Source organism: Rhodococcus sp. Z13, from assembly GCF_025837095.1.
Lineage (GTDB): Bacteria > Actinomycetota > Actinomycetes > Mycobacteriales > Mycobacteriaceae > Rhodococcus > Rhodococcus sacchari.
Map to the genome: position 1 here is coordinate 3,652,683 of NZ_CP107551.1, position 13,220 is coordinate 3,665,902.

General features: G+C 71.2%; 16 protein-coding genes and 1 riboswitch. Of the genes, 5 read left to right on the top strand and 11 right to left on the bottom strand.

Annotated elements, in window-relative coordinates; all coding sequences use genetic code 11:
* Positions 1–11: 11 nt before the first annotated feature.
* The 4 genes from OED52_RS16730 to OED52_RS16745 form a co-directional block, all read right to left on the bottom strand.
* On the bottom strand, positions 12–1,133 hold the full coding sequence (locus OED52_RS16730; protein WP_264151965.1) for a glutamate--cysteine ligase: 1,122 nt from the start codon (positions 1,131–1,133) through the stop codon (positions 12–14).
* Positions 1,134–1,223: 90 nt separating this feature from the next.
* Positions 1,224–1,853 carry a superoxide dismutase family protein gene (locus OED52_RS16735; protein ID WP_264151966.1) on the bottom strand — a complete coding sequence of 210 codons (630 nt, stop codon included), beginning with the start codon at positions 1,851–1,853 and terminating at the stop codon, positions 1,224–1,226.
* 91 nt (positions 1,854–1,944) lie between these two features.
* The gene (locus OED52_RS16740; protein WP_264151967.1) at positions 1,945–2,592 is read right to left on the bottom strand and encodes a LytR C-terminal domain-containing protein; all 648 of its coding nucleotides are present in this window, start codon (positions 2,590–2,592) and stop codon (positions 1,945–1,947) included.
* A 72-nt stretch (positions 2,593–2,664) separates the two neighbouring features.
* Positions 2,665–3,024 carry a DUF3263 domain-containing protein gene (locus OED52_RS16745; protein ID WP_264151968.1) on the bottom strand — a complete coding sequence of 120 codons (360 nt, stop codon included), beginning with the start codon at positions 3,022–3,024 and terminating at the stop codon, positions 2,665–2,667.
* Positions 3,025–3,178: 154 nt separating this feature from the next.
* Here OED52_RS16745 and OED52_RS16750 point away from each other — a divergent pair, with 154 nt between their 5' ends.
* From OED52_RS16750 to OED52_RS16760, 3 genes are read left to right on the top strand one after another with little or no spacing between them, the layout of a single operon-like run.
* A complete protein-coding gene (locus OED52_RS16750) occupies positions 3,179–3,775 on the top strand; it encodes a peptide deformylase (protein WP_264151969.1) in 597 nt (198 codons plus the stop codon).
* A gap of 28 nt (positions 3,776–3,803) precedes the next feature.
* Positions 3,804–4,760 carry an N-acetylglutamate synthase, CG3035 family gene (locus OED52_RS16755; protein WP_264151970.1) on the top strand — a complete coding sequence of 319 codons (957 nt, stop codon included), beginning with the start codon at positions 3,804–3,806 and terminating at the stop codon, positions 4,758–4,760.
* 18 nt (positions 4,761–4,778) lie between these two features.
* On the top strand, positions 4,779–5,582 hold the full coding sequence (locus OED52_RS16760; RefSeq protein WP_264151971.1) for an exodeoxyribonuclease III: 804 nt from the start codon (positions 4,779–4,781) through the stop codon (positions 5,580–5,582).
* A 7-nt stretch (positions 5,583–5,589) separates the two neighbouring features.
* Here the strand turns inward: OED52_RS16760 and OED52_RS16765 are convergent, their stop codons facing one another.
* On the bottom strand, positions 5,590–5,928 hold the full coding sequence (locus OED52_RS16765; protein ID WP_264151972.1) for a GNAT family N-acetyltransferase: 339 nt from the start codon (positions 5,926–5,928) through the stop codon (positions 5,590–5,592).
* 157 nt (positions 5,929–6,085) lie between these two features.
* Here OED52_RS16765 and thiD point away from each other — a divergent pair, with 157 nt between their 5' ends.
* Positions 6,086–6,943: a bifunctional hydroxymethylpyrimidine kinase/phosphomethylpyrimidine kinase gene (thiD, locus tag OED52_RS16770; protein WP_264151973.1), complete on the top strand. Its 858-nt coding sequence runs from the start codon at positions 6,086–6,088 to the stop codon at positions 6,941–6,943.
* Positions 6,944–6,970: 27 nt separating this feature from the next.
* On the opposite strand, the gene OED52_RS16775 is transcribed toward thiD, so the two are convergent.
* From OED52_RS16775 to thiO, 6 genes are all read right to left on the bottom strand, one after another.
* A complete protein-coding gene (locus OED52_RS16775; protein ID WP_264151974.1) occupies positions 6,971–8,458 on the bottom strand; it encodes a M20/M25/M40 family metallo-hydrolase in 1,488 nt (495 codons plus the stop codon).
* Positions 8,459–8,556: 98 nt separating this feature from the next.
* A complete protein-coding gene (locus OED52_RS16780) occupies positions 8,557–9,336 on the bottom strand; it encodes an ABC transporter permease (protein ID WP_264151975.1) in 780 nt (259 codons plus the stop codon).
* Positions 9,336–10,265, bottom strand: coding sequence for an ABC transporter ATP-binding protein (locus OED52_RS16785; RefSeq protein ID WP_264151976.1), 930 nt, complete (start codon positions 10,263–10,265; stop codon positions 9,336–9,338). The genes OED52_RS16780 and OED52_RS16785 overlap by 1 nt, the downstream gene beginning before the upstream one ends.
* A 41-nt stretch (positions 10,266–10,306) precedes the next feature.
* Complete coding sequence (thiG, locus tag OED52_RS16790; protein ID WP_264154739.1) at positions 10,307–11,062, bottom strand: thiazole synthase; 756 nt, start codon at positions 11,060–11,062, stop codon at positions 10,307–10,309.
* A 52-nt stretch (positions 11,063–11,114) separates the two neighbouring features.
* On the bottom strand, positions 11,115–11,330 hold the full coding sequence (thiS, locus tag OED52_RS16795; protein WP_264151977.1) for a sulfur carrier protein ThiS: 216 nt from the start codon (positions 11,328–11,330) through the stop codon (positions 11,115–11,117).
* A complete protein-coding gene (gene thiO / locus OED52_RS16800; RefSeq protein WP_264151978.1) occupies positions 11,327–12,391 on the bottom strand; it encodes a glycine oxidase ThiO in 1,065 nt (354 codons plus the stop codon). Before thiO ends, thiS begins: the two co-directional genes overlap by 4 nt.
* Positions 12,388–12,500: riboswitch (TPP riboswitch) on the bottom strand. (Overlaps the previous gene by 4 nt.)
* A gap of 26 nt (positions 12,501–12,526) precedes the next feature.
* Here thiO and thiE point away from each other — a divergent pair.
* Positions 12,527–13,216, top strand: coding sequence for a thiamine phosphate synthase (gene thiE / locus OED52_RS16805; protein WP_264151979.1), 690 nt, complete (start codon positions 12,527–12,529; stop codon positions 13,214–13,216).
* Positions 13,217–13,220: the final 4 nt, after the last annotated feature.

Consider the following 13,220-nt stretch of genomic DNA (forward strand, 5'->3'; position numbering starts at 1 on the left):
GAGCGGAAGGCTCAGTCGCGCAGTTCCTGCACCAGCGAGTCCACCACGGCGACGAGATCGCCGCCGGTCTCCTCCTCGATGCGCCGCTGCCGCTGGTAGGACGCTCCCCGCACCGGGATGTCCGCGACCTTCGCGAGTTCGTCCTCGCACCCGAGCCGCCGCGCGGTAGGGGTGATCTGCTCGAGCAGGTCGTCGAGATCGTCGGTGACGAGCCGTTCGGTGCACGCCGGATCGAGGATCACCTCGGCGTCGAGGCCGTAACGGGCCGCGCGCCACTTGTTCTCCTTGACGTGCCAGGGCTGCAGCACCGGCAACTCCTCGCCGCGTTCGAGACATTCGTCGAAGTACACGACGAGAGAGTGCACGAACGCCACGAGTGCGGACAGTTCGGCACGGTTGGTGATGCCGTCGAACACCCGGACCTCGAGCGTCCCCCATTTCGGGGCGGGCCGGATGTCCCAGTGCATGCCGCCCGGATGGCTGATGACACCGGACCGGAGCTGGTCGTCGATGAACTGCGCGTACTGCGCCCAGTCGGCGAAGTGGTAGGGCAGACCGGCAGTGGGCAGCTGCTGGAACATCAGCGCCCGGTTGCTGGCGTAGCCGGTGTCGTAACCGGCCCAGATCGGGGAGGACGCCGACAGCGCCAGCATGTGCGGATACTTCACGAGCATCGCGTTGAGGATGGGGATGACCTTCTCCGCCGACGAGACGCCGACGTGCACGTGCACGCCCCAGATGAGCATCTGCCGTCCCCACCAGCGGGTGCGGTCGACCATCTCGTCGTAGTCCGGGGAGGAGGTGACGATCTGGTCGGTCCACTGCGCGAAGGGGTGGGTGCCGGCGCACATGAGGTCGACACCGAACGGGTCCGCGGCGCGGCGTAGCAGCGACAGCGACTCGGTGAGGTCGTCCACGGCCTCGGCGACCGTGTCGTGGACGTCGGTGACGAGTTCGACGGTGTTGCGCAGGAATTCCTTGGTCAACCGCGGGGTCTCCCCCGCGATCGCCTTCACCTCGTCGAAGACGACCGCCGCGCTGTTGGAGAGATCGCGAGTGGTCTTGTCCACGAGAGCGATCTCCCATTCCACACCGAGTGTGGGGCGGGGCGAACCCGGAAACGCGACTGCCACGTCTCGATCCAACCACAGGGCCCCGCAGACCGAAGACGATCTGCGGGGCCCTGTGGCTGGAATTACGTGGGCGGTCGGATGCCGTCCCGATTACTCGACGACGCCGCAGGCCAGACGCGCACCGAGGTTGTCCTGGTGGACGATCACCGAGGCGCCGTCCTCGTCCTGCAGATCCTCGAGGGAGAAGGCGGAGGTGGTGACGGTCGCGGTGGCGCTGCCGTCCTCGCGGACGACCAGCGAGACCAGGTCGCCGCTCTCCGGGACGGAGGTGTTGCCACCGGCCTGCAGGTGCGCACCCGCGGACAGGAACGCGCCGGGCTCGCCACCGGCCGGCGGCGCGGACTCGGCCTCGCAACGGCCGAACTCGTGGATGTGCACGCCGTGGTAGCCGGGCTCGAGGCCCTCGACCTCGATGGTCACCTCGACGTCGTCGCCGTGCTCGACGAAGGTGACGGTGCCGGCGGAGTCACCGGTGACGGTCTCCAGCTCGGCGGTGAGCGTGGCGGACGAGGCCGCACCGGCGGCGGTGGGCTCGGTGCCGTGGTCGTCGCCGTGGCCCTCGGAGGCCGGAGCAGCGGCCCCGGTCCACACCGGCGGCGTGGTACCCACCTCGGTCGTCGGTTCCTCGGAGTTCGAGCACGCGGTCAGGCCCACCGCAGCGATCGCGACGATCGGGGCCAGAGCACGCCAGGACATGCGACGGGTGGAACTGGAGACCATCAAACCGCTCCTTCGAAGTGCCGAAAAGTCACCCGATCATAACCGGGGCCCCGGAAGGCCTCGAGGCGTGTCGGGGCGCAACCGTCCCGGGCTATCCGGAGGTGACGATGACGATGACACCGGGAGCGGCGTCGCGGATCCCTTCGAAGCGCGGCTGCGCCGTGACGCCGAGTGCTTCGGCCACCGCCTCCGCGGTCTGCTGCTCACCCGGCGAGGTGCCGTAGAACACCGAGGTCTGGGTGAGGAGGCCTTCGCTGTAGTTGCCGGTCTCGGTGACGACGAAACCCTCGTCCGCGAGATAGCCGGCGGTCTGCGCGGCCAGGCCGGCGATGTCGGAGTTGTTGAACACCCGCACGGTGGCGGTGGCGGTGGTGCCCGCGAGCGACGCGGTGCTCGTCGCGGCGCCGGAGACCGTGGCACCGGAGGTCGGGGCACCGGAGGTCGGGGCACCGGAGGCCGGGGCCGACGTCGAGGTGGTCGCCGCGCCCGGGGCACCGGCCGCCCGCGAGGTGGGGGCCGCGGCACCGTTCGGTGCGGCCGAGGTGGCCGTCGTGGTGCTCGTGTCGGGCGCGGCGGAGGTGGCGGGATCGTCGTCGGAACCACCCAGCGACGCGAATCCGAGCCCGGCGAACAGGATCGCCAGAGAGATCAGCACCATCGCGAACGCCCGCAGGGGCGGTCCCGACGCGGCGGGCGCGCGGTTGGGATTCTCGGAGGTTCGGCTCACGGTCTCGACCATAGTTGCCCGCGCGGGGGTGACGGCGCCGCCGGGCCGCGTGTCGGGGCGGCGGGCCGCCGGAGCACGGGGGTGCTAGCGGGTGTCGAAGCCGAGGCGCCGGGCCGCGCGGGCCTTCTGACGGCTGGCCCGCAGCCGGCGCAGCCGCTTGACCAGCATGGGATCTGCGGCGAGCGCGTCCGGACGGTCGACCAGGGCGTTGAGCACCTGGTAGTAGCGGGTCGCGGACATGCCGAAGAGTTCCTTGATGGCGTCCTCCTTGGCACCGGCGTACTTCCACCACTGCCGTTCGAAGGCGAGGATGTCGAGGTCGCGGCGGCTCAGGCCGTTCTCGTCGTCGGCGGGCTGCTGCGCGTCCTCACCCTGCGGGGCCGCGGCGCCCACCGGGGAGACGGCCTCGAACAGACCGTCGCTCTGCGCTGCGACGCCGTCCATGTCCTCCTCCAATACCTCGAATCGTGCCGATGACTGCCTCGGATCGTGCCGATGACACGGCCACCTGCTCCGTACGGGAAGTCATTCAAGCACGGGGTCCCGACACGTACCGGTCCGAGAACGGCACCGGTCGGGCGCACTATCCTGTCTCACCATGGCCATTCTTCCGATCGTCATCGTCGGCGACCCAGTCCTGCACAACCCCACCGAACCGGTGACGGAGTCACCCGCCGAACTCGCCGATCTGATCCGCGACATGTTCGAGACGATGGACGCGGCCAACGGGGTCGGTCTCGCCGCCAACCAGGTCGGAGTGGCCAAGCGGTTGTTCGTCTACGACTGCCCCGATCGCGACGACTCCGGCAAGGTCACCCGCCGCCGCGGTGTCGTGATCAACCCGGTCCTCGAGACGTCCGCGATCCCCGAGACCATGCCCGACCCGGAGGACGACCTCGAGGGCTGCCTGTCGGTGCCGGGCGAGAACTTCCCCACCGGCCGCGCCGAGTGGGCCAAGGTCACCGGCACGGACGAGAACGGCGAGCCGATCGAGATCGAGGGCCACGGTTTCTTCGCCCGCATGCTGCAGCACGAGGTCGGGCACCTCGACGGCTTCCTCTACGTCGACGTGCTGATCGGCCGCAACGCGCGCGCCGCCAAGAAGACCATCAAGCGCGCCGGCTGGGGTGTGCCGGGCCTGACCTGGCTGCCGGGCTCGGTGGAGGACCCTTTCGGCCACGACGACGAGGACTGATCCGTCTTCGTCGACGGTCCCGCACCGAATGAGCCCCGAACGCCCCGCCGCCCCGATCCCGCTCGGCACCCGCGTGGTGCTGCGGCACCGGTTGCCGGCCGGCTACAGCCACCCGATGACCGACGTCATCGGGGAACTGGTGTCCCTCGAGCCGGTGGTGGCGGTGCGCACGGCCGACGGCCGGGTGATGCAGGTCGCGCCGGGCTCGGTGGTCGCGCTCAAGGCGCTGTCCGCCCGCCCGATCCGTGTCACGGAGATCCGCGCGCTCGAACACGCCGCGGCGGCGGGCCGGCCGGGACTCGAACTCGACTGGGTCGACGGCTGGCTCGTCCGCTCCGGCGGCGGGGCCGGCGGCGACACCGACTCGGCGACCCCGCTGGGTGAGCGGGGCACCGTGGCCGACCCCGCCGATCCCGAGGTCCGGGCGCGGCTGCGGGCCTGGTTCGCGGCGCGAGGACTGCCGCTGCGGCTGCGGGTGCCCGACCGGCTCGCCCGTGTTCCCGCCGACTGGCCGGCCTCCGCGTCGCTGCTCGTGATGGGCGCCGACCTGCAGAACGTGCCGCTGCCGCCCGGGCAGACACCGGTCACGATCGGCGACGGTCCCGATGCGGACTGGCTCGCCCTCCACCGCGGTGGCGAGGCCGCCCGGGGCGTGCTCCGCACCGTCGCCGGCGGCACCCTCGGCTTCGGTCGCATCGGCGCACCCGGGCGGACGCCCCTCGCGATCGGTCGCGCCGCGATCACCGACGCCCCCGACGGCCGGCGCTGGGTGGGACTGTCCGATCTGGAGGTGGCCCCCGAACACCGCCGCCAGGGTCTCGGCACGCTCGTGTGCGGGGCGCTGCTGCGGTGGGCCCGCGAGCGCGGCGCGACCCACGCCTACCTGCAGGTCGACGAGGACGACACGGCGACGAGAGCACTGGGCCGGGGGCTGGGTTTCATCGACCATCACCGCTGCCGGTACGTGACCGAACCCGTCGGATAGGTCGCCTACAGTGGGCGTGTGCGTCTTGCTACCTGGAATGTGAACTCCGTCCGTGCCCGCGCCGACCGGATCTGCGACTGGCTGCAGCGAACCGGCACCGACGTGCTCGCGATGCAGGAGACCAAGTGCAAGGACGAGCAGTTCCCCTACGCCCGCTTCGAGGAGCTCGGCTACGAGGTCGCGCACGTCGGGCTGAGCCAGTGGAACGGGGTGGCGATCGCCTCCCGGGTCGGCCTGGCCGACGTGCAGATCGGTTTCGAGGACCAGCCCGGCTTCTCCAAGGATCCCGAGGTGGATCCGGCGCTCGAGGCCCGCGCCATCGGCGCGACCTGCGGTGGGGTGCGGGTGTGGAGCCTGTACGTCCCCAACGGCCGTGAGCTCGACGACCCGCACTACACCTACAAGCTCGATTGGCTGGCCAAGCTCCGCGCCGACGCGCAGTCCTGGCTCGCCGCCGATCCCGAGCAGCCGATCGCGCTCGTCGGCGACTGGAACGTCGCTCCCACCGACGAGGACGTGTGGGACCCGTCCTTCTTCGAGGGCAAGACCCACACTTCGCAGCCGGAGCGCGACGCCTTCCACGCCTTCATGGACGCCGGTTTCGCCGACGTCGTGCGCCCTCACGCGCCCGGCCCCGGGGTGTACACCTACTGGGACTACACCCAGCTGCGTTTCCCGAAGAAGCAGGGGATGCGGATCGACTTCGTCCTCGGCTCCCCGGCGCTCGCGAGCCGGGTGACCGGCGCCGGGATCGACCGCGAGGAGCGCAAGGGCAAGGGCGCGAGCGATCACGCCCCCGTCGTCGTCGACCTCGCCGACTGATCCCGGGTCAGGCCCGGCGCGCCGAGGCGAGCGGCACGACGACGTCGTTGTACTCGGGGTGCGCGGTGAGGAACCGCTGCACGTAGGTGCACACCGGGCGGACGCGCCAGCCGCGCCTGCGGGCGAGGTCGAGCGATCCGCCGACGAGGACGGCGGCGAGGCCGCGGTGTCCGAAGTCCTCGACGATGACCGTGTGCATGAAGTCGACGACCGGCCGGTTCGGTGCGGTGGCGCGCTCGAAGTCGTAGTAGCCGAGGATGCCCACGAGATCCCCGTTGAGGCGCAGTTCGAACCTGTTCTGGTCGGCGTTGTCCGACACGTCGAGGTTCGGCGAGCTCGTGTTCATGAGCGCCTCCAGGGGGTGCTGCGTGATCCAACTGTGACCTACGCCACTATAGAGCACCTGCGGAGCGGATCGCGCACCCGACCGTTCGATGTCGCAACGAGTCGGGTCGGCGACGCCACCCGAAGGTGACCGAGCACACCCTCGGTAGGGTGACCGCGTGGAACTTCTGCCCCTGTCGCCCCGAGGCGAGACCCCGGTTCGAGCACTGACGATCGCCGGCACCGATTCCGGTGGCGGAGCCGGTATCCAGGCCGATTCCCGCACCATGGCGATGTGCGGCGTGCACGCGTGCGTGGCGGTCGCCGCCGTGACCGTCCAGAACTCCGTCGGCGTGCGCGGATTCCACGAGATCCCCGCCGCCACGGTCGCCGACCAGGTGCGGTGCGTCGTCGAGGACATCGGCGTGTCGGCGGCGAAGACCGGCATGCTGCCGTCCATCCGGATCATCGAGGCCGTCGCCGAGGTGTGCACCGAGGTCGGCATCGGCCGCGACCGGCCCGTGCCACTGGTCGTCGACCCGGTGTGCGCGTCCATGCACGGCGACCCCCTGGTGCACGCCGACGCGCTCGACGCGATCCGGAACGTGCTCCTGCCGCAGGCCACCGTCGTCACCCCCAACCTCGACGAGGTGCGGCTGATCACGGGCATCGAGGTGGTCGACGACGCGTCCGCGCGCCGCGCCGCCGAGGCCCTCCACGCGCTCGGCGCCCAGTGGGCGATCGTCAAGGGCGGGCACCTGCGCAGCTCCGAGACCAGCACCGACCTGCTGTTCGACGGCGACCGGTTCCTCGAGTTCAGCGCGCCGCGCATCGCCACGGGCAACGACCACGGCGGCGGCGACACCTTCGCCGCCTCCATCGCCTCCGCGCTCGCGCACGGCAGGTCGGTGCCCGAGGCCGTCGAGTTCGCGAAGGAGTGGGTCACGAAGTCGCTCGAGTGGGCCTACGACCTCGGACAGGGCCACGGTCCGGTCAACCCGCTGTGGCGGCTGCACGAGAACCCGCCGGCGCAGTAGCGGACCCCGCTGCTCGGTGGATCCCCGCTACTCGGTGAATTCGGCGCGCGCCCGAACGCGTTCCTCGCCGGTGGGCACCCCGTCGGGACCGTCGAGCGACAGCGCGTAGACCCCGGTGCCGTAGGCGACGGCCGCCGCCGCGATCGCGTAGGCGTCGCGGTCGATGTTGGCGACGGTGTCCTCGGCCTTGTGGTAGTTCGGGTCGAAGGGCTCGCCGGCGGTGCCACCCCACTTCCCGGCCTGCTCGTCGCTCTTGGTGTCGTCCGCGCCGCTGAACACCCCGCCCGCGGGGATCCCCACGTCGACGAACGGCCCGTAGTCGGAGCGACCGTCGAAGTCGGTGCCGTCGACGGCGATGCCGCGGTCGGCGAAGAACGTCGCGAAGGTCCGCTCGATCCCGGCCGAGCCCTCCGGTCCGGGACCCGCGCCCACACCGTCCGAATCGTCGCCGTCGAACACGAGATAGCCGGGGTTCGGGGAACCGAGCATGTCGAAGTTCAGGTAGAGCGCGATGTCGAGCCGTTCCTCCTCCGAGAGCGAGTCGACGTAACGGCTCGAGCCGACGAGGCCGACCTCCTCGGCACCCCAGAACGCGAAGCGCACCGCGTTCTGCACATCGGGTTCGGCGCCGAGCTGCAGGGCGGTCTCGAGGACGGCGACGGAGCCGCTGCCGTTGTCGTTGATGCCCGGCCCGTCGGGGACGCTGTCGAGGTGCGCGCCGACGACGACCACGTTGTCGGTGGCGCCGGTGCGGGTCTGGGCGACGACGTTGCGGGAGGTGACGGTCTCGGTGCGGGTCTCGAGCGTGAGGGTCACCGTCGACGCCGCGGCGAGCCGGTCCCCGTCCTCCCGGGCGACCCCACCGACCGGGATGCGCGGTTCGGCCTCGTCGCCGAGCGTGGCCGCGGCGAGCGGCCCCTCCTCGCTGTTGACGGCGAGCAGCGCGACGGCGCCCTGTTCGGCGGCGATCCGTTCCTTGTCGGCGAAGGTGCACTCGCCGCGGTCGACGATCACCACGGCACCGGCTGCGTCGAGCCCGTCGTAGTCGGTGGCCTCGCAGCCGGGGGTGTCGTCGGTGGGCACCCGCACGACCCGCGCGCTCACCCCGTCCGGCCCGGTCGAGGGCGACATGCCGAGGGCACGGACCTCGAGGGGTGCACCGTCGACGGTGAGTGCCTCCCGGTCGACGGTGAAACCGGTCGTGTCGAACTCCGGCGTCTCCACCTCGAATCCGGCGCCCTCCAGCGCGGCGACGACGTAGTCGACGCTCGCGTCGTAGCCGGGGGTGCCCACGGCCCGGTTGCCGCCGTTGTCGTTGGCGATGCGCTCGAGATCGGACAGGCGGGCCATGAGCGTGTCGATCTGCACCGCGTCGGCGAGCGCGGCCGGATCCACCGACGGTGTCTGCGCCTCCCCGTCGGAACATCCCGATGCCAGCAGGACCCCGACGAGGACCAGGGCGGCTCCCCTCCCCTGTGCCGTCCGCATCCCCCGTGTCGTCCGAGAACTCACCATCGCCCGAGCGTACAAAAGCCGGGGGTGTCCCCGGGCCGAAAGACGACTGCGCCGCACGGATCGTCCGTGCGGCGCAGTCGTGTGGAGAGGAGGAAGGCTCAGGCGTCGCGCTCTTTCACCACCACGATCGAGATCGCGAAGACGACCACCGAGAACACCGCGAAGTACAGCAGTGATCCCCACGGGCCCCAGTGGAAGTCGACGCTCGGCTCCTGACCGAGGAAGTGGTTGGCGTTGGCGAAGGGCAGGAACGGCTGGATCTTCGCGCCCACCGACCCGAACAGGGCGAACAGCGATTCGATGAGCAGCGGCCACAGCATGAGCAGCGCGATCGTGCCGGCGGACTGTCGCAGCAGCGTGCCGACACCCACTGCGAGCACCACACACAGGAACGCGTAGATCGCGGTGCCGTAGATCGCCCGCCAGGAGTCACCCCCGTCGAGCACCAGCTCACGGCCCGCATCCGGACCGGCCAGCGCCTTGGCGACGAAGAACGCCCCGAGCGCGACGGCGAAGGTGAGCACCGCCCCGAACACCCCGATCAGCAGCGCCTTCATCGTCAGCAGCAGCGCCCGGTTCGGGGTGGCCTGGAAGGTGGTGCGGATGATCCCGAAGCGGTACTCGCTCGTCACCGACAGCGCGGCCAGGATCATCAGCACGAGCACACCGAAACCGGTGACGCCGCTGATGGCGGTGTCGACGGTCGGATAGAAGACGCCCATCTCGTCGTCCATGCCCACCGACGTGCGGGAGACCGAGCCGAGGATCGCGGCCAGGCCCAGCCCCAGCGCCACGATGATCACCGTGCACCACAGCGGGGACTGCACCGAGGTGAGCTTGATCCGCTCGGCGCGCAACGTGTCGAGTGCCGTACTCATCACAGTCCACCCTTCATGACGTCGTCGACTCCGGATCCGTGGTACTGGACCTCACCACCGGTCAGCTTCATGAACGCTTCCTCGAGGGAGGCGTTACGACCGGCCAGCTCGTGCAGCACGATCGAGCGCGCCGCGGCGAGTTCGCCGATCTCCGAGGTACCGGCGCCCGAGACGATCAGCGCGCCGTCCTCCTCGCGGAAGGTCTTCCCCCGCTCGGTGAGCGCGGCCCGCAGCTCGTCGAGCTGGGGGCTGCGCACCAGCACGTCGGACTCCGACGAGCGGGCGACGAACTCGTCCACGGAGGTGTCGGCGATGAGCCGGCCGCGGCCGATGACGATCAGGTGCTCGGCGGTCTGCGCCATCTCGGAGAGCAGGTGGCTCGACACGAGCACGGTGCGTCCCTCTGCGGCGAGGGCCTGCATGAACCGCCGGATCCACACGATGCCCTCGGGGTCGAGACCGTTGACCGGTTCGTCGAACAGCAGAACCCGCGGGTTGCCGAGCAGCGCGGCCGCGAGGCCGAGCCGCTGCGACATGCCGAGCGAGAACCCGCCGGCCTTCTTCCCGGCGACCTCGGTGAGGCCGACCTGGCGCAGCACCTCGTCGACGCGCGAGTCGGGCAGACCGTTGGACGCGGCGAGCCACCGCAGGTGAGCCCGCGCCGATCGGTTGGGGTGCACCCATTTCGCGTCGAGCAGTGCGCCGACGGTCTGCAGCGGCCGCTGGAGTTCGCGGTAGGGCTTGCCCTCGATCAGTGCGGTACCCGAGGTCGGTCGGTCCAGTCCCAGGATCATGCGCATCGTGGTGGACTTCCCGGCGCCGTTCGGGCCGAGGAAGCCGGTGACGATGCCGGGACGGACCGTGAACGTCAGGTCGTCGACCGCGGTCGTCGACCCGAACTTCTTGGTCAAGCCGGTCACTTCGATCATGATCTCCACCCTACGTGGGAGACCGGCCGGTCACGGGCTCGTCAGGGCTCCATGGGCGACGACGCCTGTGCCCAGAAGCGTTTCGGGATGCGTCCGGCGTGCCGCGCGTGGAAGCCCGCTTCGACGGCGTGCCGCATCGCGGAGGCCATCAGCGCCGGATCCTTGGCGCGGGTGACGGCGGTCGCGAGCAGCACCGCGTCGCATCCGAGTTCCATCGCGAGCGCGGCGTCGGAGGCGGTGCCGATTCCGGCGTCGAGGATCACCGGCACCCCGGCGGATTCGACGATCATCTCGATGTGGTGCGGATTCGAGATGCCGAGACCGGTGCCGATCGGGGAGCCGAGCGGCATCACCGCGGCGCAGCCGACGTCCTCGAGGCGCTTCGCGAGCACCGGATCGTCGGTGGTGTACGGCAGGACGACGAATCCGTCGTCGACGAGTTGCTCTGCGGCCGAGACGAGTTCGATGGCATCGGGCAGCAGGGTCCGCTCGTCGGCGATGACTTCCAGCTTGACCCAGTCGGTTTCGAGCGCTTCGCGGCCGAGCTGCGCGGTGAGCACCGCCTCCTTCGCGCCGCGGCAGCCGGCGGTGTTGGGCAGCGGCTCGATGCCGAGGCGCCGCAGCAGGTCGAGAACCCCGGTGCCGGAGGCCGCGTCGACGCGCCGCATCGCGACGGTGGTCAGTTCGGTGCCCGACGCGACGAGCGCCTCCTCGAGCACCGCGAGGTTCGCGGCACCGCCGGTGCCGGTGATCAACCGGGACCCGAAGGTGCGGCCCGCGATGGTCAGCGGCGGCAGATCGTGTGCCGGATCGCGTGTTTCGCCCGACTGGGCGGTGTTCACCTGTGTCTCAGCCACCCTGGACCGCCGTGAGGATCTCGATGTTCGCGCCGCGGTTCACCGGTTCGGACCAGCGGCCACGGGGGCAGACGGCACCGTCGATCGCGACCGCGATCCCCTTCTCCGGCAGGCCGAGTTCGGCCAGCAGCTCCGCGACGGTCGGTGCCGTCGCGTAGGTCTTGTCCTCACCGTTGACGGTGATGCCCACCGCCACCTGATCGCTCATCGCACACTCGCTTCCGTATGTCGTCGGGGACAGGCATGTTTCGCGTCGGGGAGCTGCTCCCCGCGGAGTTCGGCGAGCACCGCGTCGACGGTGACCGGGGTGAGCAGCACACCGTTGCGGCCGTGCCCGGTGGCGGCCACGACGCGGTCGGACAGCCGGCCGATCAGCGGCAGGTTGTCGGGGGTCATCGGGCGCAGGCCCGCACTCGCCTCGTACAGCTCGTACTCGCCGAGCGCCGGGAAGATCGTCTCCGCGTCGGCGATGAGATCGCGCACCCCGGCGACGGTGACCTGCCGGTCGGATGCCTCGTACTGGGTGGCGCCGACGACCAGGCCGTCGTGGCGGGGCACCAGATAGGCGGGGCGGCCGTGCACCTCCGCGCGCACGGTGCGCTGCGGCGGCGGGGTCGCGCCGGGCCGCAGCCGCAGCCGCAGGATCTCGCCCTTGACGGGCCGCACCGGCAGTCCCGGCCACAGCTGCGCCGACGCCCACCCGGCGGCGAGCACCACCTGGTCGTCAGGCAGGTCGGCGAGGTCGTGCACGGCGGCTTCGGAGAACCGCACCCCGGCCCGCACGGCCGCGACGCGCAGGGCCTCGACGAGCGCCCGGTTGTCGACGGAGAGCTCGGTGGGAGCCAGCAGCCCGAGGCGGATGCGGGGGCCGAGCGACGGTTCGAGTTCGCGTATCCGGGCGCGGGAGAGCACCTGCATCTCGTGGCCGCGTTCGCCCACCCATTCGGCGACGGTCCGCAGGTCGGCGGCGTCGGCGGCGTCGAGGGCGACCGTCAGGGAGGCCTCGGCGGTGAACACGTCGGTGCCGGTCTCGGTGCGCAGGGCCTCCGCGAAGCCGGGCCAGCGGTCCAGGGAGGCTGCGCCGAGGTCGAGGACGTGGTCCTCTCCCGGCCAGCCCTCGGACAGCGGGGCGAGCATGCCCCCGGCCACCCACGAGGCGCCGCTTCCGGGATTCGGGTCGTGCACGGTGACGGTGTGCCCGGCGCGGGCCGCGCGCCATGCGATCGACAGCCCGATCACTCCGCCACCGACGACGGCAACAGTTGTCACAGATCCACCTCACTCCCTGCGCCGGCATGATCCGGGTCAGGTCATAACGGTCGGGGCCGGCAGGCCCCCTCTCAGCCCCGCGTTCCTCGGGACTCCCGTGTCGTCACGTTCCCCCTAGAGGCTACCGTCTTGTCCGTGACCACCTATCGCGGCAACCACCCCGACCCCCGCGGTCGCCTCGCGACCGCCCGGTTGTACCTGTGCACCGACGCCCGCCGCGACACCGGCGACCTCGCGGACTTCGTCGAGGAGGCCCTCGCAGGCGGTGTCGACATCGTCCAGTTGCGCGACAAGGACTCGGCCGGCGAGAAGAAGTTCGGCCGCATCGAGGCCCGAGAGGAGCTCGCGGCGCTGGAGATCATCGCCGAGGCGTGCTCCCGACACGGTGCGTTGATGGCGGTGAACGACCGCGCCGACGTCGCGCTCGCCTCGGGCGCCGACATCCTGCACCTCGGCCAGGGCGACCTGCCGGTGCAGTACGCGCGGCGGATCCTCGGCGACGAGATCGTCATCGGCCGGTCCACGGGCAGCCGCGCGCAGGCCGCGCTCGCCGACATCGAGGAGGGCGTGGACTACTTCGCATCCGGCCCGGTCTGGGACACCCCCACGAAGCCGGGCCGCACCGCGGCGGGTCTGGAGGTGACCCGCGAGGTCGCGCAGTCGCAGCCGAAGCGTCCGTGGTTCGCGATCGGCGGGATCGACCTCGAACGGGTGCCGGAGGTCGTCGCGGCCGGTGCGACGCGCATCGCGGTGGTGCGAGCGATCACGAAGGCCGAGGATCCGCGGGCCGCCGCGGCGGCACTCAAAGCCGCGCTGCCGGCCTGAGAAG

Excerpts from the sequence above, each read along its gene's own strand:
- OED52_RS16780 (WP_264151975.1), bottom strand. The coding sequence starts at position 9,336 with ATGAGTACGGCACTCGACACGTTGCGCGCCGAGCGGATCAAGCTCACC.
- OED52_RS16745 (WP_264151968.1), bottom strand. The coding sequence starts at position 3,024 with ATGGACGGCGTCGCAGCGCAGAGCGACGGTCTGTTCGAGGCCGTCTCC.
- OED52_RS16740 (WP_264151967.1), bottom strand. The coding sequence starts at position 2,592 with ATGGTCGAGACCGTGAGCCGAACCTCCGAGAATCCCAACCGCGCGCCC.
- OED52_RS16755 (WP_264151970.1), top strand. The coding sequence starts at position 3,804 with ATGAGCCCCGAACGCCCCGCCGCCCCGATCCCGCTCGGCACCCGCGTG.
- OED52_RS16775 (WP_264151974.1), bottom strand. The coding sequence starts at position 8,458 with ATGGTGAGTTCTCGGACGACACGGGGGATGCGGACGGCACAGGGGAGG.
- OED52_RS16765 (WP_264151972.1), bottom strand. The coding sequence starts at position 5,928 with ATGAACACGAGCTCGCCGAACCTCGACGTGTCGGACAACGCCGACCAG.
- OED52_RS16785 (WP_264151976.1), bottom strand. The coding sequence starts at position 10,265 with ATGATCGAAGTGACCGGCTTGACCAAGAAGTTCGGGTCGACGACCGCG.
- OED52_RS16735 (WP_264151966.1), bottom strand. The coding sequence starts at position 1,853 with ATGGTCTCCAGTTCCACCCGTCGCATGTCCTGGCGTGCTCTGGCCCCG.
- thiS (WP_264151977.1), bottom strand. The coding sequence starts at position 11,330 with ATGAGCGATCAGGTGGCGGTGGGCATCACCGTCAACGGTGAGGACAAG.
- OED52_RS16750 (WP_264151969.1), top strand. The coding sequence starts at position 3,179 with ATGGCCATTCTTCCGATCGTCATCGTCGGCGACCCAGTCCTGCACAAC.